The following is a 21,025-nucleotide window of genomic DNA, read 5'->3' as shown; positions in this document are numbered from 1 at the left end:
TGTGGTATTTAAATTGATTACACTATCAGAACTGTTATCACCTAAAATAAATTTTCCATCATCATAGATCCAAAGCTCTCCATTTAGAGTAAACTTGAAATTATTTAATGTTCCGGCTGAGGCCACTTGATCCAAAGAATTTATTTCAAATATTCCGTACTGACCGATGTACAATATTCCTGACTGTCTGAAATCCATATTAATGTAAGCTTTATGAAGTGATACTTTGGAACCAATTCCAAGTAGTGACAATGCGCCGCCACTATCTCCATAAATATCAAATCTGTCTGTTGTTGTATCGCCACCACCGATTATCAAATGTTTCAGAGAATCTATAAATATTTCTCCGTTTAGAATTGATATTATTCCAAGCCCTCGAAGCGTTAAACTACTCTCGCTATGACCTGACAATTTTTCATCTATCATTAATGTTGCATCATTTGAAACTACTAGCGCAGGTCTATTTGCATCCACAGAACTGTTGAACTGAATCGTTGTTCCATCTTTGAATAATGCCGTTCCTTTGTTTACAAAAGTTAAACGACTTAATTCGGATAAAGTTAAATTTTTTCCAAAATAAACAATTGGATTTTCATATTTATCATCAAAGTTAAATATTAATTCGCTACCTTCTTCAAAGCTTATTAATCCATTTATCGTAAATCTCTTTTGTACATTTATTATGTTATTTCTTCCAATCACATAAATCGTATCTGATAGTTTTAACTCCGTATCTTGACCAGCTAAATAAAGAATAGATTCGTTTGATAGGGTCAAGCTTAGAGCTAGCGATGCATGTACTGTAAAATCAACTCCTTTATCTTGATTCAAAATTATATTGCCGCTTGCATTGTTCAAATTTGTTCCAAAAACACTGTTTTCTAAATTTGTTACTCTAGAATCATAATTTAAAGATGTTGTTAATATATCTTCCCAAACATCATTCATAGTAATTGTTATGCGACTATCAAAATATGCAGATGTCGTTAGATACTGTGACCAAATGTCATTCATTGTATTTGTTATTCGTATATTTAAATTTGTTGTATCAACTATCAAAAGATCCTCATTTGCTAGTTGTTTTATTGTGCCACTATTTAATAGCGTCAAATAATTTGAAAGAGGGGTACCAAAAGAAATATTTCCGCTCAAACTATTTTGTAATCCATCACGCCACAAAGTTACGCCATCAACAGTCAATGTTCCCGCTTGATCAAATGTCCAACTATAATTCTTCATTGCAAAAGTAGAAGGCCCTTCAACATAAATGCTTCCACATGTTGTAGTTAAATTTCTATCAAGTTCTAAAAACACATTCGACATTATAATTTTTGAATCTCCGCCAAGAAGCCAGAATGGTTGAATTAAATTACCAGCACCTTTTATCGCAATATCTGTCAAATAAAGTGTAGATGCAGAATTAACAACTATATCCCCACCACTACTCAGATCTAAAATATTTCCGTTTCCATTGAGATTGCTAATACCTATAAATGTCCATGTATTTGTTAATGATGTCCTAGAATTAAGTTCAATATCACCTGCCTGACTAAATATCATTGGGCTAGTGAATGTATAATCTTTTCCGCCATAAGCAAGTTTTTTACCATTGAAGTTTATAGTACCACTTCCAACTAAAGCTTTATCATCAGCAAAAGATAAATTACTTTCCAAATTTAAAGATCCACCATTTAAAATTATATTGCTATTTAATGTTGCTGGAACAAGAACAGAAAGGGTAACCGTAGAATCCTGCAAGAAAATATCACCTGCAAATTCACCACTACCATATATGCAAGGTTTACCGCTGACAGCCCAAACATCAGGTGTTAATTTACCTTTTTTTAGATTTAAATATTGTCCATCATCAAGCTGAACTGTTGCAAAAATAGTATTCGTACCAGATAAGTCATAAGAAACATCATTAATTTGATAATTTGTATTCAAAGAAGAAATCTGTTTTCCGGATGCAATATCAATAGAATCGTAAGAATAAGTCCTGATAGATCCTTCTGATAAACTCATGTTTTGCAAAACATATATTTTTGCAGGAGACTGCAAAACTAATCTTGCAGCAGAATCGGCAAAATAAAATTTGATAGGCACCATATCATTAAAAACTAAAGCTCCATTTTTTACGGTCAAATCAGCCCCTGATAAAAGAGTAAATATCGCATCGTCGCTTGCGATACCAGTTCCAAACCGCAAACCATAATCTGGATTTGTTGATTTGATATCAATATTTGAATACATCCCAACTTGCAAAGCCATTGTTTTAAGGGTCATCCCATTTGGATTTACTTCTAAAGTACCATGATCAAAATTTAGAATACCACTCATACTTTCACCTTCAATAGGCTGATTTGCAGATGTAATACTTTTTCGACCTGTTGATAGTATTGCATGCCCTTCGATACTAAGCTGCGAATTTGCATGTAACGTACTCGTTTCTGCCGAATCTAAAGAAAAAGTATAATTTCGTCCTGTGAAAACATTATCACCATAAAACTCAAAAGCACCTTTTTCAAATGTGTAATTTCCATTAAGTTCAAAAATAACATTCTCTAAAATTATTTTTGCTCCATCATCAAGACACCTCAGTTTTTGTCCGGATAAATTTTTAATAGTTACGTTGCGAATTTTTAAAGTAGAACCTTGTTCTACAACCAAAGCTCCAAAATCTTGTAGTGTCAAAATATATCCATTGCCATCCAAAGTAACATCTTTACTGAACGTCCAAGTAGAAGAAAGAGAAATTGCTGAATTTAAGCTAACAAAACCGTCCATAGACCCATCAAAATAAATCGAAGCTGTTTCGGTATGCTCTAGATGCGAAAGGTCAACTATATGATGAGACAAATCTACCGTCCCCGAACCGGAAAAAATAACATCTCGCGCTAAAATCATATTCTGGTCCAGAAGAATAGATCCGCCGTTTAAGATAAAATCTTGATAAACATTGCTATCAAGATTCCAGTGAACCTTAGAATTAAAATCTCTTAGAGTATATCGCCCTTGATTTATTCCACTACCTACAACTTCAGCATGTTGCCCGGCAACAAAAATGTTTGTTGAGCCTTCTCCGTTTAAAACCAAAAATACATCGTAATCATCTAAAACAACTTCTCTATCAAATTTAAGAGTTCCAGTAAGTTGATAAGAGTATACTTCTGATGTTTGTGAAATTTTTGTTCCATCTAATAGAAGATAAGCGCTTGGAGCAAGGCTTAAAGAATTAATATTATCATATAGAATTTCACCATTTATAAAGCTTAAAGGTCTTATTACATAAAGAGTTGAACCTTCCTGCAGATAAATCCTGCCACCGAGCGAATTAAATTGTAATGTATCATTTTCAAAATTATTTACTGTCATGACACCATTTTGAAGCCTAAAATCTGTACCAGGATCAACATGCAAAGTAAAATCTCCTGCGGATGTTCCATCACCCAATATCAAACCAAATTCTGTTAAAGTTGATTCAATATCAAAAACAGCATGGTTATTTAAATGGATAGTACCTTTTGTAAACTGCGCTCCAGTCGACGTTACATATAATGTTCCATTATTAAGATTTAGTTCTGATGTCGAATCTATAAATTCAATCGGTTGATTGGATTCAGAACCTGTCCTTCCCAATGAAAAAATAGCATCATTATTTATATTAAATTTGGAGTAGACATTTATAGTAGAAGTTTCATCACTAGAAAGAAAAAATGTATAATTTTGACTTAAGTCAACACCACCATCAATAAAAAAACTTCCAGTAGGAAAATCTATGTGTGATTGCATACGAATCAAGGAATCATGCAATCGAACCTTTGAATCGGAAGCGTTTGGTGTAAAAACTCCAGATTTTTTAGCATTCAAAACAACTAATTCTAATGAGAGAGAACTTGTAGGCTTGATATCAAAAGCGCCGTTATCTTGAACTAGAATATCATTTCCGCTTGCATTTATAACGCAATCATTTGAAAATTCTATTGGTCCTAAAAGAGTTACATCATTATCAAAAATTAAAGTTGAATTATCGATGAAAAATGATGATAACAAATTATATAAAAACAACCTTCCTGTATTATCGCCAGCGGCTACAAATGTTGTAGAAGAAATTGTAGAATAAGCTATTGAGTTTATATTTTGGCCAATCTCAATCTGCGACTCCAAGCTTAGTGTTTCTGCTGCACTATAAAAAGAATATGCTTTAATTTCTGAACCAACACCACTTGCAAGCCCGACCACTAATTTATTTCCTGTAGAAGTTGCCGGCGACCAAGCACCAGCCTGCGTCGTTCTAGTTTCTCCAACATATGCTGTTGCTAAATCAAATAATGTCTGTGATGTTGTAAAAAATTTAAAAATTCGCAATCTTTGCGTGGATCCACTAAAACCAGTCGCAATATAATCATTATTAGGATTCCAGCTAACCATAGTACATACAGATGCAACATCATTTGAAGCAGCTAAAGTTAAGCTAGAAACTCCATCAAAAAAAAGTGCAACAAGCTCTGGATTTGCTCCGGAAACATTCGTTCCAACAGCTAGATAATCTCCACTAGAGCGCCAACTCATTGAACTTTTGCTTACATTTCTACCTGTTAAAGTAATGCTTGCAACAGCAGCTCCCAATAAACCTGTACCAGTATCAAATGGAAAAATTCTCACCTCTGGACTAGGATCTCCACCAACTGCCAAAAAATTTCCATCCGGTCTCCATACAACAGCATTCATATCACCCGGTTCTTCTGAAGCATCCGTTTGAGTCAATGTATCAATATTTCTGTCAAATCTATAAATAAAAAGATCGTCCCCTCCTCCATCGTTTTTACATAAAGCAAGATAATCTAATGAAGGATGCCATCGAATATCATTTGTTGTTATCGCCGCTCCGGCTACGCTTGTAGCAACAGTTAACGTTAGCATCGCATCACTTAAATAATAAATTTGCAACTCATTTGTAGCATTTGTAAAAACAGCTAAATATTGATCATCATACGACCATGCAACAGCACCAATTCTGGCGCCCAACGCTTCTTGGTCGGCCAAACTCAAAACAGCTATATTACCTTGATCTGGAAATGTAATATTTTTTACACTGGATGAGAAATTAATAGTATGGTACTGTCCATATATTTTACCCGTACTTGAAAAAGAAAGCGGCTTTACAAATGTTAAATCTTTATTTAGATAAAGAGATCCTCCATTAAAATTCATATCTCCTGCCATAGGAAATAATGCATCAAAAGTACAATTTACATTATTATCATCAAAAGCAACCCCTCCCTCAAGCGATGCAAAACCTGCAATTTTATTTGGATTTCCAGCAGACGAATTATCCGCAGAAAAAAATGTAGTTGTTGTTAAAATTCGAGAAACAGTACTGTTATTATTTATATAAGTAGATTTCAAATCTGAAAAAATAAAAAATAACAAGAAAAAAAACAACCAAAAAATTCTCTTAACAATAAACATGCAAAATTCTCCTTTTTTACAAGATATATTTAAACCGAGAAAATCAAATCTGTTATTTTATTGTCAATCGTTTTAAAAATTTGGAAAAAATTAATCATCATGGTCAATTAATAGACCCTTCCCAAACTTTAAAAATCTGACAAAATCTACAGAAGTATTTAGGAGAAAATATGAAGTGGAAGAATGTGCAAAATTTGTCCGCAAATAAATATCGAAATCGTAGAAAACGTTTTGGTTTAAGATTTAATTTAATTTCAGAAATTTATAATGAAGAAGTCTAATTAATTTTTAATTCTATAACCATAAAAAAAGGGCGAGAGATTTTCTCTCGCCCCAAATTCAACAAATTTAAAAGTAAATAAATTTATTTTTTAAAATCCAATTCCTCCAGCTTTATCTATCGGCACATATTTCCTAACTCCTCCCGGTCCAGAAATAATTGAGGGACCCACCTTTACAGGACCACCCTTCACCACAACATCCGGAGTTCCTCCACCTTGAGGAGCCTGCACCGCTGCGCCCGGAGTAGATTTAGGAGATTTTTGCAAAACAGCATTAATGAAAGCTGGAATAACTTTATTTACCAGGTCTTGATAAAACGATTGAGCCGATGAAAAATTTATTCCATCAGAATTTATCTCTACATCTTGACCCAAAAGAGCATGCATATAAAAGTTAAATTTTGAATTTTTGACATTATCCAAATTACCCGAAATATAAACCAAATAAACGTTTAAAGTATTATTTAAAATATTGTTTATATTATCTAACGCATTTTTAGCATCATTTACTTTAGCTTGCGCATCATTTTTAAGTTTATTAGCCTGAGCAATTGCTGCATCATATGCACTTTGCAAAGATGGGAGTTGATTTCTTAAATTATTCAATTGCGAAGTGAAATTTCTAATATTATTAATAACACCATTAATCTCGTTTGTTTTATCATTTAGATATTTTCTTGGGTCATCAAAAGTAACCCCACCTCCGCCTCCATGAACAGGGCCAATATCCCAAGCCAATTTTTTATTCCCCTTTGCGGCATTCATAGCAAGTTTTACATTTTTATTTTTATTAGAATTATTCATTACTGTCGGAACAGAAAAATGGTTGTCTCGAAACCACCCTGTAAGATTATTATAAGTTCCTCTTGCAGAATCAAGTCTACCTTGAATATCAGCAATACTTGCGTTCACGCTATCAAGAGAATTTTTAGCACCTGAAACCAACGAATTTGCTTGAGCCACAGCGCCATTAAAAGCATCGCTAGCAGCATCGAGTGCAGATTTATAAGTACCTGGCATAGTTCTAGCAGCTTCAGATAAAGCCCGCTTCAAATAGCCCGTAATATCCGAATTGCTAAAAATAAACCTAAATGCAACATCTCCTGGTTTTGCAGCTCCAAACTGAGGAGGTACGACTCCATAATATAAACCGGTTGGAGGTGTATAAGATTTGCCAAAACCACTGCGAATAGAATCAACTTTATCAACGGTAAAATCTGTCATTTCAAGATAACCATTTAACATCCCGCTATAAAGAGGTCCATCACCTTGCAGATAAAAGCCACTCAAATTTGCACAGCCAGCAACATTTCCTTTAAATGCCAGTGGTGCTATCGAACCTACTCCTGACAAAAATAATGTAGGCTCCGAACCAAGTGTCAAATTCAAATTAAAATTTGGACCATAATCTGGTTCATTCTTCGGTCCTGTTCCAGAAAATGAAACTATATCTTTAAAATTAAATTTGCTCAGCCAACCTCTTGCTACGATTCCGTTCATATCTATTTTGAAAAGAAAATCTACCGCTTGATTGAAAAACAATGGACTTGCTTGTGCATTTACTGCGATTGTTATTCCAGGATCAAATAATATTTCACCAATTCTTCCACCTGTTGGCGCAAAATAAATTTCAAAATGTTTTAATTTTTCAGTTGGAAGTTTATCAATTGGAACTCTGTTAATTACTTCCATAGGAATTTTTGCAAACTTAATTAATCCGCCGCAAACAGGATTTGTAAGTATTGATGTCCAAATATCTTTGATAGATAAATTGTCACCCTTAAGTCCTATTATTTCATTTGTCCAATCTGTTCCTGCATTGAATGCACAACCAAGAGCAACCGTTCCTATTTTAGTATTTCCTGTAAATCCACCACCGGTAAAAGGAATTCCTGACTGAGAAACAACTTTTATATCCGTTTGTCCAGCAACAGCAACATCTGAAATATCAATTCCAGTTCCCAAAACATTTTGCCACAAGCCTTCCATTGTTCCTGAATAATTTACTACTTGCGTCGCAGGACTAAAACCAACTCGAGCAGAAAATTTCAAATCTGGATCTTGAGGTTGCGGTTTAACATAAACAGAACCTCCTACAAAAATTCCTTTTGGCGAAAGTTCTAAAAATATATCTGCTGAACGTAAATGTTTGGTTGGATCATTAAATTTCAAAAAGCCTGGCAAAATCATAACAAGTTTTAGATCATCTACTTTTGTACCAATCGTTCCGTAAATTGTACCTTTTGTAGGGAAACCTCCCCCAACTACTTGTTTTAAATTATCAATTGAATCGGATTTATTTGCAGGATCGGCAAGATCCAAAGTGGCTGCAAAAGTTAAACCCTTAGGAACATTAATGCCAAACTGATCATCTTTTACTCCATCAATAGTAGCAGCCAAAAATGCAGCTGCTGTAAGCTTAAGATGCTCAACGGGAGATCCTTTTAAAACTTCAAGACAATCTGCAAGTTGCATATTTGGAAGCAATGCTCCTTTGAACACAACTCCAGCTTTTCCATCTGCTGTATGCAAAAATGTTAATCTCGCAATAAGCTGCTTTTTACTTCCCAAAATATTAAGCGCCGATTGTCCTTCGATAAAAATATCTTGAGTTTTTGAAGTTACATCAACACCAAGCTTAACATGCTGCATTTCGATATCTTTTAAAATATCAATACCAGTCGAGGCCAAAGGTTTAAAAACATCTTTGGTTACAAGGTAACCTTCGACATTAAATCCCCATGATTTTTTATCTGCACCAATATTAACTCCAAAATACATATCAACATCTAAATCAGAAGGAATAAGATCTGTCGTAATCAAATCTTTTACTTTTAATTTGGAAGCAAAAGCAAAACCGGTTTTTTCTTTTAGCGGTAAACCTTCTTGCTGCTTTGCATTATTTACTCTAACCATAAGTAAAATATCTTGAAGATTTAGTTTATCTTTAAGCGGTAAATCTGGTACATTTTTAGCTTTGGCTTTTAAAAATAAACCTCGTTTTTTGGAAAAAACAGCTTCAAATTCTGCATTTGAATTTTTATCTATGACATCAACGCCTGTATTGAACTCAACATTACCTTTAAATTTGATCTCAAAATCATCTGACATTGTTTGAGAAAATTTAAAATTATCTATATAAAAAACAACATTTTTTAAAACAATGTTTGAAAAAAATACAGGTATTTGCATACCTTCACACAAATCTGCAAGCTTTAATGTATCAAGTTTAAAATCCAAATTGAGCAATTGTTTTTCATATCTAAAAGCCAAAGTTGCTTGTTGTTTTAAAATTTCAGCCTTCGATATTATTTTGAAATTACTTTTAACATCTTTTTGGAAAAGTGCGCCTTCTTTGTCTACCACCAAATCAACTTCTGTCAAATCAACACTTTTACCTGGCAAAAATTGCACTTCTGGTTTTTCACCTACAAAATCTATTCCGAAAACTGCATGAGTACTTTTTTTGAGCGGCATGAACTCTTTAAGACCAGCTTTTCCTGTTAGGCCCAAACCGGTAAAATCGCCTGTCAAAATCAAACCATTTGCAGTCGGATTAGATATTTGAAATCCCATTCCAACGGTCCAATTATTAACAGTGAAAAAACCAGGAACTTCCAAATTATATTTGGGATCCGTTAATTTCCCACTTAACTGCCCAAACTGCGCATCAATATCAACTTTACCAGCCAAAACTACTGACCCGACCACAGGAATTTCTACAGGTGTAGAAACTTCTATCGGTTCAGTATTTAAAGCCGTAAAAATATTGAAAATAAAAAAAATTAAATAAAATTTATTTATTTTCATACTTTCTCCTTATTATTAATATTTAAATTTTTAAAAACTATCTAACGAAATTTGATCGGGATCAAAACCTATTTCAGGATAATCTTGAGGATTTGCAGAAGGAGGTTCTGGCTCACGCTTAGCAGTATTTATAGCACCTGATATAGACGAAAGAGATAAACCAAAAACAGCTAAAGCCGAATCTAAAACTGAATCTATTACCCCTTTAAGCGAAGAGTCTGCCAAACGACCATAAATCGCAACAACTTCTGGTACTAAAAATTTATTTATAAGCTCATCATTAAACCCTGGCATGCCTTGAGAATAATTAGATAAAGCTTCTAGTCTCATTCTATTTTTATCTACAAATTTTGTTGCTTTTGACGCATCATCAATAGCTTTTAACATTTTTTGATAAGCTGCTTTTCCATTTACCGTTTTTTGATAATCTGCACTTAAAATTTGATAATTAACAAATGCTTTAGTAATAATCGCAACAAGAAGTCCTAATGATTGGCCTTTATTCAACTTACTTCCATCTGGAATATAGTCTGGATCTTTTACAAATTTTGCACCTTCAAGTTTCAATCCAAAATGTCTTACATATAAAGGTTTTACTTCTTTATAAACATCATCCAAAAAAGTTATTAAATCTTTGCTCGACCCTTTATACTTTACTTGCAAAGATTTAGCCATCTCAACAAACAATGAATTCTTACTAAATTGTGAACTTATAGCTTTATCACCAAAAGTTGTAAAATATCGGTAAAGTAAAAGATTTAGTTCAACAAATAAAACTGTCGAATTTATATTGTTATCAAACCGATCTTTCGAAAGAAAAATAAAATTAAGAAGGAACTCTTCAACCGGATCAATATTAAAAAAATTGTTTAAAGACATTTTTTCCAAAAAAAGTTCCGATGATTTTTGCAGGGCCGCTTCCCAAAATGTAAAAAGTTTAAATCCTTCGCAAGTGTAAACAACCTTTAATCCTGCAAATGGCTCCGCGATGTTACCCGCCCCAAAATATCCCTTGTCTATAAGTAAACCATCGTTTTCTTTTGTCGCAAATTTTATTTGCGAAGTTGTAGCAAAACCTTGCATACTTTTTAATCCATTTTTAATACCGCTTGGAGTTAAAAAATCCTTTAACGCTATCAACTTTCGCTTTGCCAAACTCAATTCATCACCAAAAAGTTTTCCATAATCTTTTTGATTTAACTGCTTGTCTGTCTCCATAGATTTCTCAGCAGCTGTTTGTGGCAAAATAAAAGAACAACTCATTAACCATATAGTTAAAAATAAAATTATTTTTTTAAACAAAATCATACTCCTCCTAAGCATATTCTTAAGCAAAAATAAAAATAAAAAACTCTCACTTGCACAAAAGTAACAAAATCCAAAAATAAAAATCAATGTTTAGACTTTATTCATTAGAACTCTTCTGAAACTTTAGTATTTATGGATCCCCGCATTCGCGAGGATGACCCAAGCACCTTCGCCATTCCCGTGGAGGCGGGAATCCATTTTTTTTATTTGAATTACAAAAATAGTTTCAGAAAAAGTCTATTGATAATTTATTAATAATTAAAAAAAATAAAGATACCAAATAATTGATTCGCTATCTTTATTTTTGTTACCTTTTCAAAAGTTATGTTTCTAACAATTAGAAACATTTATTCTTATTAATATCAAAAAAAGGAGAACGAATGAGCAACAAAAAAATATTTTTGTTTATTGGACTAACTTTTTTTACACAATCAATAATTCATTCACTTGATCTAAAAAAAGTTACAATTCCAGATTGGGCAAAGCCAAAAATTAGCGAAGACTATAATAGTTCCAAAATTTCAGCAAATCTTGGAAACGAATATGTAAAAGCAAGTATAAGATATGATTTTGGTTTTGAAGGCTGCGGGGACGAAAGTTTAGCATTTCCAGAAAAAATTGAAGGTCTTGTAACATTCAATATCGGGCCTATCACTCTGAATGCTCTCAACCTGGTAGAAGATGCCTTTATAAATAAATTAAAAGAAAAAGATGGTGCAAAAGCTAGCGAAGCCGAAGGTCTACTAAAAAGCAAAAAAGTTGAAGATTTCAAAAAACTTTGTGCCGATTTAATGGTCAGCGGAAAAGATCCTATAATTCAAGCACAAGCGGCAGCTTTATTTGTCCTTGAAAGTATTGTTATATTAAATGCAGAATCAATACTTTTGGTTAAATTCATTCAGCTTGTAAAAGCGGCAAAAAAAGGTTCCCCTAACAAATATGAAGCAATTGGCGAACTTTTAAAACTTGCATCTAGATACACCCTCGCTAAACAAGCACAATATCCTAATAAACCAGCAGAAATAAATTTGAACGTCCTTCCTGCACCAATGCTAAAAATTGTAGAATCTGTCAGATTCCCAAGCCATTTGGATAACAATAGATCTGTTAACAGCGTTGAGTTTATAAATCTGCGTTTGGTAGATGTTTACAATGTACAAAATCGCAAATTTGAAGGCGACGAAGGATACACAGATGCGATGAAAGCTGCGGATCTTGTTATGATGTCCTTTTATGAAGCTGTCAAAAGATATTTGGCCATTGCCTGGAGAGCCAAAAAAGATTCCGCTGACGCCCTAAAATTTTTAACAGAGAATGTTATCAAAAAAGGCAAAGAAACCGAACGCGATAAATTTTACAAAGAAATAGAAGAAAAATTTGGAAAAGAGGCTGTCGAACAATTTAAAAACAAACTCAGAGAATATGTTATTGCTGCATCTGCATACAATGCAGCAAAAGCATCCAACAATGCGAAAATGATCGCAGAAGCTCTAAATAAATATGTAAAAGCAAAAAATGCGCTCTTAGGCACCATAATTAAATTTGCAAAGCTTCGCAAAGGTCCAAAAGGTGATGAGTTAATTATGACATTCTTAAAGCGCGAACTCTTTAAAGCAATACCTCGCACTCCTGGATTTAGCTATATTAAACCTATAATAGATCCTGTACTTGGACAGCTTGGGTTAAATATCAATATGATCGAACAATCAATGGCAGATTCTGGTGAGAAAGTTCCAGAACCACCAGTAGCTGCTGTAGAAGATCCAGGATTCAATCCTGATGAAATAGCAATAGATTAAAAATAAACGCAATAAAAAAGGAGGGGGAAATTTCCCCCTCCTTTTTTATTTTTTACTAAATTATTAAAAACTGAAGTTTGTATTGAGCATGATTCCCCATTGATCAAGAGCTGTATTTGATGAACCAAATTCATAAGAACCGGTAACACCTATCATGCAAGGACGTTTAAAAAATCTATAATTTAAACCAACGCCAGCATAAAATTTTTGTGCAAGAACTGATTGATGCGCAGCAGATGCAAGATTTAAATCGCTTGCTTGAATTCTAACAAACGATGAGTCAGATGCAACCTGCCGAGAATCTCGAACATTGTTGGCAATTTTACCTGCAGAACCTGTTACAGCTGTTTGAAGAACTCCACCGGCAGTATATGCAGGTAAACCAATATTTTCAGTCTCTGCATTCCATGCTTGCTTCAAGCTAACTTTTTCAGCTTGCTTTGCCCACAAATTGTAACCAAGCTCTACATTAAAGTCAGAAAATTTGCCGTGCAATGCTAGTAAACCTTCAAATTGGCTTTTTGGCTTAACTTTCAAATCACGCGTGAAATTGTTTATTCCATAATCCAATGTTCCAAGACCATCATTTTTTACAACCCACATATATCTTGACCAGTTTCCATTATTTACAAGATCAAATGAACGTTTTTCTGTGGATGAAAAAAGATATCTATATTTCAAATCACCATATAAAAAAATATTGCGTTTTTTACCTGTGAAAATAGAGCAGTCAAAATTAGTACCAATTCCAAGACCTGTATGTCCACCGTTTCCAACCATTGATTCAAAAAGATAATCTGCTTTAGGCGCATCCCCCAAAGCAATGAGTAAATCTCCGTAAACACCCCAGTGATATTTTTTGTAATTTGTTAAAATATTATAACCAAGCTTTAACTGTAGATCATCAAGACTTACAAGATGCATTTTGCTTGTACTGAATTTACCATACTTCCAGTACATATTGTTCAATGCGCTTCTAATATCAGTAAAACGTGCACTTGCTGGATTTGGATTCGGTTGATTAAATGAAAGAGGTGTACCTATAGACTCTACAGCAGCTTCACCTTGTTTATACTCAATAAGTTTTAAATAATGTTCTGCTTTAACAACAGGAAGAAATGCTGCGAACCATAAATTGTTTACCATAGGACTTAAATCTTGATGATAATTTATTGTAGCTCCAAATATTTTTCTTTTAGGTCTGATACTAAACATTTTATCATAATGACCTGTTGAGCCATATAAACCTAACCAACCAGAATATATATCTCCACCGCCAGACTGCAAGACATTAAGTTCCGTTTTGTTACCTAGTAAAAAATATTTTGCTAAATCTTCATCATTTCTAGATTGTTCCATATAGTATATATCTTGAAAATACACCATAGGACGATTTTTAGGTCTAACATATTCCGCTTGATCGTGCTTATATTGTGCATGAGTTAATTCAAATCCGTTTAACGCCATTTCCAAAACACCATTTTCGGTTGATGTTCTAGGCATAAAAAACGTTTGACTTGTTTTGTCGTTTTTTGCACACAATGGCGGAATGAATGCAATAACAACAATACTTGATGCTAAAACTTTCATGAACCTTTTTTTCATTGCTCTCCTTTTAAAAGGTTTTTTGTAACTATTTTTATTGTTTATTCATCGCTGCTTTTGGCAGTTGAAATTCAATGTATATAAATGTTTTTTAAAAAGAAAAGATTTTTGTAAAAAAAACTAAAAATTAATATCTAGAAGAGTTGCTTGTTTATTAATGTAATATTTTTTCTTTTCTATCATAATATTTAATATTACTCTTTCTTCTTTCCCCTCAAATAAATTTCACAATCAAGCGCAGCCATGCATCCAAAACCTGAAGAAACTATCGCCTGCATATATTTAAAATCGGCTACATCACCAGCTGCAAAAATTCCCTCTTTGCTGGTTTGGGTAGAACCTGAAAGTTTTAAATATCCATACGAATCAACTTCCAAATGATTTTTGAAAATTTCAGTGTTTGGTTTGAAACCTATAGCGACAAAAACGCCGCGCGCTGGAATCACAGATGTAGAATTGTCTTTTTGATTTTTGATTTTTACACCGGTAACATTTTGCCCGTCACCAACGATTTCCATAGCAAGCGAATTGTAAACTACATTAATTTTTGGATCTGCTAAAACTTCATCTTTGATCGGATCGTTTGCAGAAAGAGTTTCCAAATTTTGGATGATTGTGATTTTTTTGGCAAAGCGACACAAAAACGAAGCTTCTGTGACGGCGGTATTTCCACCACCGATTATCACTACATCTTGCTCTGCAAAAAATGGACCATCGCATGTTGCGCATGTACCAACACCTCGCCCCCAATATTCTTTTTCACCCCCAATATTTAGTTTGCGGTGTGATGCGCCGGTTGCGATGATGACAGAATCGGATTCGATTATTTTGCCACTTTGAGTAAAAATTTTGTAAGGTTGCGAAGAAAAATCAACATTGACAGCCAAATCGGAAATAATCTCTGCACCATATGCTTTTGCATGTTCACGAATATTGTTCATCAATTGTGCACCAAGTATCTTTTTTTCCCCTGGCCAATTTTCAATGTATGTAGTTGTCACAAGCTGCCCACCAGGCGAGTTACCTTCGATCACAAGAGGATTCAACTTTGCACGAGCTGTATAAATCGCTGCTGTAAGGCCTGCTGGACCTGATCCAATAATTACAACCTTTCTTTTCATCTAAGGAACCTTTCAAAAAATTCTATGTCATTTAGTTAATGTATAAAGAATAAAGTTTAAAGTTTTTTCTCTTCTGCAAATTTGTTTTAAAGAAACATCTTTCACCGGAATAGAGCCTTCTTCAAAAAGATCATTGCCCGGCTTAAAATAAATAAATTCTTTTAACCTGCTATTGCAAAGAAGATTAAGATAACATTTAATATCTTTCGAATCTACTTCCATATTTTCGCTACTTGCAATTTGATCTATCAAAATTTCTTCCTTCAAAATCCGCTCTGCAAGGCGCTCAACTTGATCTTCAAAATCTTTATTTTGCTTGTAAACCGAATAATCCGGTTTGTTTTTAAGCACAGCAAGAAGATCTTCTTGCTTTCTAATCACAAGATGTTTTGGAACTTCAAAGCGATGTTTTGAAAAAAATATATGAAACATTTCTTCGATGATAGCTCTTCGCTGAGAGATATCATTTCGAAATGAGAAAACTTCAACCAGTTTTTCATGCATTTCAACTTTGTTTTTCAACTTAAAATTAATTTTGAAATCGCTAAGCAAAAAAACATTGCCCTTCACAACTTCTTTGATCTTGATCAAAAAACTATGCTTTTCAAATAAGTTGTCTTCAAAACCTTTGCTTATTGGTAAATAATCAATAATAAAACTGTCACCCTCTTTTTTGCCTATAAAATATTTATTTGCAATATCGGCAAAAGATTGAAAATCAACTCGAATCCACAAATCTTGTTTGAAACTATCAAAAACTACATTTTTATCTCTATCAACCAAAAGAGCTTCGAAACAAATCCAGTCCCCAGGCTCTACGGTATCGGTTGATGACTTTTTAGTACACTCAAGCTCTTTGCGTAAAAAAATATCTACCTGCTTATCCAAATCTTTATAATTTTTTCTACGAGGAGGTTTAAAAGGAAAATATTTCCACTCTTTAATTTCTATTTTGTTTGCAAGTGAAATATCAAATAAAAACAAAATATTGCCTCTTTCATCTTGATTCATTTTTATAAGACGAGGATAACTTGCCATGTGTACTTTAGTTTCAATTATCTTTTCGATAACAAAATCCAAAATAAAATAGTGCAATAAAAAACTTTTTACCGCCGCTTCAATCTCGTTTTTATAATGTTCTTTTAGATACACCCCAGGAACAGAATTGAACCCCGAAACTTGAACCTCACTTTTGCAAAGCTCAACTGTCAAATCAAAAATTTTATTAACGATATTTGCCGGTGCCACAACTTCAATCTGGCTAAGATGCGAAGAGACATTGAAAATATCATAAAATAGCGGTATGCCATTTGTCGGTAAAGCCTCTTGCGATAAAAAAGAAATAGAATCCTGGTTCATAAATTACTCTCCTTTAATAATTTAAAAACAATTTTTTTGTAGCTTAGTTATCGAAAATAAAATTAGCGAGTGTTTTAAAATTTTGTTCTAAATTAAAAAACAATTTTGTTGAAATAACCTACAAATATTTTTTCGTAGATAAATATTTTCACAAGAACTTATGAATAAAAATTAGATATTTTGGTGCAAGAGGGGGGACTCGAACCCCCATCCTCTTTCGAGGGCTGGCTCCTAAGGCCAGTGCGTCTACCAATTTCGCCACCCTTGCATCTTATTTTGGTGGGTCGCCGGGGAATCGAACCCCGAACCTGCAGATTAAGAGTCTGTTGCTCTACCAATTGAGCTAGCAACCCAAAATTTGGAAAATCAAAAGAAAACAACCCGATATTATCAAAATCTATAAAAAACAGAAAGCATTATTTTAAGTTTAGTGGTAAATTTTAGAAACTAAATTTAAAAATTAAAACTAACCTTTTTAGAGATTTTAATGAACTTAGAAACTCCACTTGAACTTGTAAACCTAAAAGAAATCACCGATGATAAGGCTTTTTCTTTTGAACCATCAAACTTTGATGAATATTTAGGACAAAAAATAGTCAAAGAAAAACTGGAAGTTTACACAAAAGCCTGCAAAATGCGATCCGAGGCGCTCGATCATCTTTTACTTTTTGGACCTCCTGGGCTTGGTAAAACAACACTTGCAAATGTGATGGCAAAAGAGCTTGGGGTTAATATAAAAATCACAAGCGGACCGGTTTTGGAACGAAGTGGAGATTTGGTTGCAATCATTTCAAACATGGAAGAACGTGAAATCTTATTTATCGACGAAATCCACCGTCTGCCAAAAATTGTTGAAGAGAGTTTGTACAGCGCAATGGAAAATTTCTGCATAGACATGATCATAGGTCAAGGAGCAGGTGCAAAGTCTGTTAGACTACCACTAAACAGATTTACAGTAATCGGTGCCACTACAAAAACTTCTCTAATCTCTGGACCGCTGCAAACACGATTTGGAATTGTTGAACGGCTTGATTTTTATGAATCTGAAGATTTAGCACAAATTGTTATGCAAAACAGTAAATATTTAGGGATGGAAATAACTGCGCAAGCAGCTTTGATTTTGGGTCAAAGAGGCCGAGGAACACCTCGAATTGTTAAAAGATTACTAAGACGAGTTCGTGATTTCGCACAAGTAAAAAATCAAAAAATAATTGATGATTTCGTTGTTAATGAAGCTTTAAATTTTCTTGGAATTGATAATGATGGATTAAATAAGCTAGATAGAGACATTTTGATCTGCATGATAAGAGATTTTGATGGAGGACCTGTAGGTCTTGAAACACTTGCAGCAATGACGGGCGAAGATAAAGACACAATCGAAACATTTTGCGAGCCTTTTTTGCTACGACTTGGACTTTTGCAGAAAAACTCCCGCGGTAGACAAATAACTCCTAAAAAATTACCCTACTTGCGAAAAAAGCTGCTCGATGAAGATGTGATAGAACAAAATTCACTTTTTTAATATCGACGCAAAAGCATAACTTCTTCTGCATCACTTATTTCATCTTCACTTGGAGCAGGCGAAGCATCTAAATAAATATCATATCCATCTAAAAGTGAAAAGTTCTCATTAAAATTAGTTTTACAAATAAATTCATAAGCATCTTTAACTTCATTTAAAAGAATATTTTTATCTTGTTCAAAAAGAACTGGTTTATAACAAACCATAAAACTTTTTTTAGATAAACTTTTAAAAAAGGCAAACCAATCCCTAATAAACTTTTCTTGATCCTCACTTTTATCTAAATTTTTAGACTTTATATAAGAGCAATATAAATGAAGTTCTTGATCCTCCGTCAAAATTGAATCTTTCACAACTAAATAATAATTTCTTCCAACATTAACACACCGCGGAGTTTCAGCCTCTTTACTTTGAATTCTCTTCCATAACTCCTCAATCCACCCAAGAAATATTATTTTCTTTTTAAGAGCTCTAATTTGCTTATTTGCAATCCAACCAGATTTGCATTCTATTAACATATCTGAAGTAATAACATCAAACTCTACTCCATAAGATTTAATTTTTTTATCTTCAGAAAACTTTGCATGATTAATTCGTGGTGAATTCAAGCCTTGAGGAGAAAAATCTATAAAACCAAACTGTAAATCAAAGCCAACTATATCAACTTTATTTTCCCAAAAGAATCTAGCTGTATCTATCTCAAAACATCTTCCTAGATCATCTAATGGATTTTTCCGAGCAATTGAATAAGTAGAAGCAAAGCCAGAAATACCAAAAAAATATTTATTTCCGAAAAGTAAAACTTCTTCGTTTGAAAACGGCAATATTCTATTATAACTAAATATATTTATTGAAAAAAAAGAAAATAAAATTAAAAAAAAATAAAAACGACTAGGCCAAAACAATCTAAAGATGTGATAAAGCGAACGCTTTTTTACTAAACTATTCATTGCTTCCCCCTTTGACAGTTATACACTATCATTTGGGTAATATTACTTCAACAGAATAACCAACTGCAATAAAATAAGATTTAACATAATTTCATTTTATTGCAGCTGATATTTAGCTTCTATAAATTCTAGAGCCATCGACAATTTTAATACCTTCCTCTTCTATAATTGATACAAATTCATTGCCAACCTTATTTTTACTAAAAACTACAAATTTTTTCGCATAAATCTCTTCAAGTAATTCCTTCCACAAGGATCTGTATGCCTCTTTATTTACCACATTTGCAAGCCAAGAACAAGTTAACCCTAATGGCACATTTTTTGTACAGTCACCATTTAAACTTAAATACCATTTATTACGATCCATAAGGACATCAACACCTACTCTACCGTTATTTATTTCATCCCGAAGTAATCTCAACCACCCTAAAACATGATGCTCTTTATTAAACTGATATTCGGCTTTACTACCATGCAAATTTCTACAATTTTTGGCTTCTATCAAATATCGATTTGTTACCACATCATATTCGGTTGTTCTAAATTGAAAATCTATACCCGCAAAACAAACATCTTGCGGACCATTAATCGGTTCTATCTGCAAGCTAAAACCTTCAACTATTTGATTCTTTTCCCCAAGCGCAAAAAGCGCAGCTTCCAATTCAAAAACCCTACCTTTTTGTCCCTCTTTATCGCGCTCAAAATTTTCCATCACAGTATCAAAACCAATCACCTGCGAAAAAAAATTCTTTGCAGCATCAATTATTTGATCGTTAGATAAAGCAGGAAAAAAACTTAAAATATTTATTGGAAACAATAAAAGAATAAACAATGCCAATTGTTTAAAACCTGATAAAAAACTTCTCATCTCAAGCCCCCCTTCGATAGAGAATTCTTACCTTTATTTTAATTTTAGCCCTTCTTAAACCAAACTCTCAATCAAGTCGTAAAAACTTTAAATTAAGTTTTGTAATTCAAATAAAATTTTTTATAAATCCGCAAGTCGACAATTAAAACAAAAATAGTTAAATTATTCTGGAATCATTTATAAATTTGAAATTTATAAACATTGGAGAAACTATGTCAGGACATTCTAAATGGGCGACGATAAAAAGAAAAAAGGCCGCTCTAGATGCTAAAAAAGGTAAAGTATTTACAAAAATCATTAGAGAAATAACTGTCGCTGCAAGAGATGGCGGTGGCGATATCGCTGGAAATGCAAAATTAAGACTTTTGATAGAAAAAGCAAAATCTGAAAATATGCCTATCGACAATATTACCCGTGCGATAAAAAAAGGAACTGGCGAACTTGCAGGCGAAAATTATGAACCATTTATGTACGAAGGATATGGACCAGCTGGAGTAGCAATTTTAGTTGAAACTTTATCCGATAATAAAAACAGAACGGTTTCAGACCTTCGACATTTATTTATAAAATCTGGCGGAAAACTAGGCGAAGGCGGCTCGGTTAGTTGGATGTTTGAAAAAAAAGGTGTTATAGCAATAAAATCAAACGGACATAGCGAAGATGAAGTTTTAGAAAAATTAATAGATTACAATATTGATGATATTTCTTTAGACGAAGATCTTTTCCATATTTATTGCGCGACCGAAGATCTCGAAAAAGTTAAAAAAGCGGCAGAAACACAAAACTTAAAAGTTGAATCATCCGAAATAGCATGGGTTGCAAAAAATCCTCTTGAAACATCAGCTCATGATGAAGAAAAAGTTTATAAATTACTTGAAGAGCTAGAAGATCTTGATGATGTTAACAGCGTCTTTGCCAATTTAAAATAAA

The 21,025-nt window shown here is 33.3% G+C and carries 11 protein-coding genes and 2 tRNA genes; 3 read left to right on the top strand and 10 right to left on the bottom strand.

Going from position 1 to position 21,025, the window contains the following annotated elements:
* The 3 genes from DEA20_00850 to DEA20_00840 all read right to left on the bottom strand — a co-directional run.
* Positions 1-5,472, bottom strand: a 5,472-nt coding sequence (locus tag DEA20_00850) for a hypothetical protein (GenBank protein ID HBS47738.1), incomplete at its 3' end; no start/stop codon positions are given.
* 371 nt (positions 5,473-5,843) lie between these two features.
* On the bottom strand, positions 5,844-9,563 hold the full coding sequence (locus DEA20_00845; protein ID HBS47737.1) for a hypothetical protein: 3,720 nt from the start codon (positions 9,561-9,563) through the stop codon (positions 5,844-5,846).
* Between the two features lie 30 nt (positions 9,564-9,593).
* Positions 9,594-10,871 carry a hypothetical protein gene (locus tag DEA20_00840; protein HBS47736.1) on the bottom strand — a complete coding sequence of 426 codons (1,278 nt, stop codon included), beginning with the start codon at positions 10,869-10,871 and terminating at the stop codon, positions 9,594-9,596.
* Positions 10,872-11,251: 380 nt separating this feature from the next.
* Between DEA20_00840 and DEA20_00835 the strand changes: the two genes are divergently transcribed.
* Positions 11,252-12,670 (top strand): hypothetical protein, encoded by a 1,419-nt coding sequence (locus tag DEA20_00835; GenBank protein HBS47735.1) that lies wholly within the window; start codon positions 11,252-11,254, stop codon positions 12,668-12,670.
* Between the two features lie 63 nt (positions 12,671-12,733).
* Here the strand turns inward: DEA20_00835 and DEA20_00830 are convergent, their stop codons facing one another.
* From DEA20_00830 to DEA20_00810, 5 genes are all read right to left on the bottom strand, one after another.
* On the bottom strand, positions 12,734-14,275 hold the full coding sequence (locus DEA20_00830; GenBank protein HBS47734.1) for a hypothetical protein: 1,542 nt from the start codon (positions 14,273-14,275) through the stop codon (positions 12,734-12,736).
* Between the two features lie 194 nt (positions 14,276-14,469).
* Positions 14,470-15,396 carry a thioredoxin-disulfide reductase gene (gene trxB / locus DEA20_00825; protein HBS47733.1) on the bottom strand — a complete coding sequence of 309 codons (927 nt, stop codon included), beginning with the start codon at positions 15,394-15,396 and terminating at the stop codon, positions 14,470-14,472.
* A gap of 27 nt (positions 15,397-15,423) precedes the next feature.
* Positions 15,424-16,755: a hypothetical protein gene (locus tag DEA20_00820; protein ID HBS47732.1), complete on the bottom strand. Its 1,332-nt coding sequence runs from the start codon at positions 16,753-16,755 to the stop codon at positions 15,424-15,426.
* Between the two features lie 181 nt (positions 16,756-16,936).
* A tRNA-Leu gene (locus tag DEA20_00815) sits at positions 16,937-17,023 on the bottom strand.
* Between the two features lie 9 nt (positions 17,024-17,032).
* Positions 17,033-17,108, bottom strand: a tRNA-Lys gene (locus DEA20_00810).
* 134 nt (positions 17,109-17,242) lie between these two features.
* Between DEA20_00810 and DEA20_00805 the strand changes: the two genes are divergently transcribed.
* On the top strand, positions 17,243-18,277 hold the full coding sequence (locus DEA20_00805; GenBank protein HBS47731.1) for a Holliday junction branch migration DNA helicase RuvB: 1,035 nt from the start codon (positions 17,243-17,245) through the stop codon (positions 18,275-18,277).
* On the opposite strand, the gene DEA20_00800 is transcribed toward DEA20_00805, so the two are convergent.
* Positions 18,274-19,227: a hypothetical protein gene (locus DEA20_00800; GenBank protein HBS47730.1), complete on the bottom strand. Its 954-nt coding sequence runs from the start codon at positions 19,225-19,227 to the stop codon at positions 18,274-18,276. The genes DEA20_00805 and DEA20_00800 overlap by 4 nt on opposite strands.
* 112 nt (positions 19,228-19,339) lie before the next feature.
* Positions 19,340-20,095: a hypothetical protein gene (locus DEA20_00795; GenBank protein ID HBS47729.1), complete on the bottom strand. Its 756-nt coding sequence runs from the start codon at positions 20,093-20,095 to the stop codon at positions 19,340-19,342.
* A 212-nt stretch (positions 20,096-20,307) separates the two neighbouring features.
* On the opposite strand from DEA20_00795, the gene DEA20_00790 reads away from it, so the two are divergent.
* The gene (locus DEA20_00790; protein ID HBS47728.1) at positions 20,308-21,024 is read left to right on the top strand and encodes a YebC/PmpR family DNA-binding transcriptional regulator; all 717 of its coding nucleotides are present in this window, start codon (positions 20,308-20,310) and stop codon (positions 21,022-21,024) included.
* Position 21,025 lies beyond the last annotated feature (1 nt).

It is taken from the genome of Candidatus Dependentiae bacterium (assembly GCA_003511165.1).
Classification (GTDB): Bacteria; Babelota; Babeliae; order Babelales; family UBA12411; genus UBA12411.
Note: the sequence above shows the minus strand (reverse complement) of the source record. Positions and strands in the feature narration are given on the sequence as shown.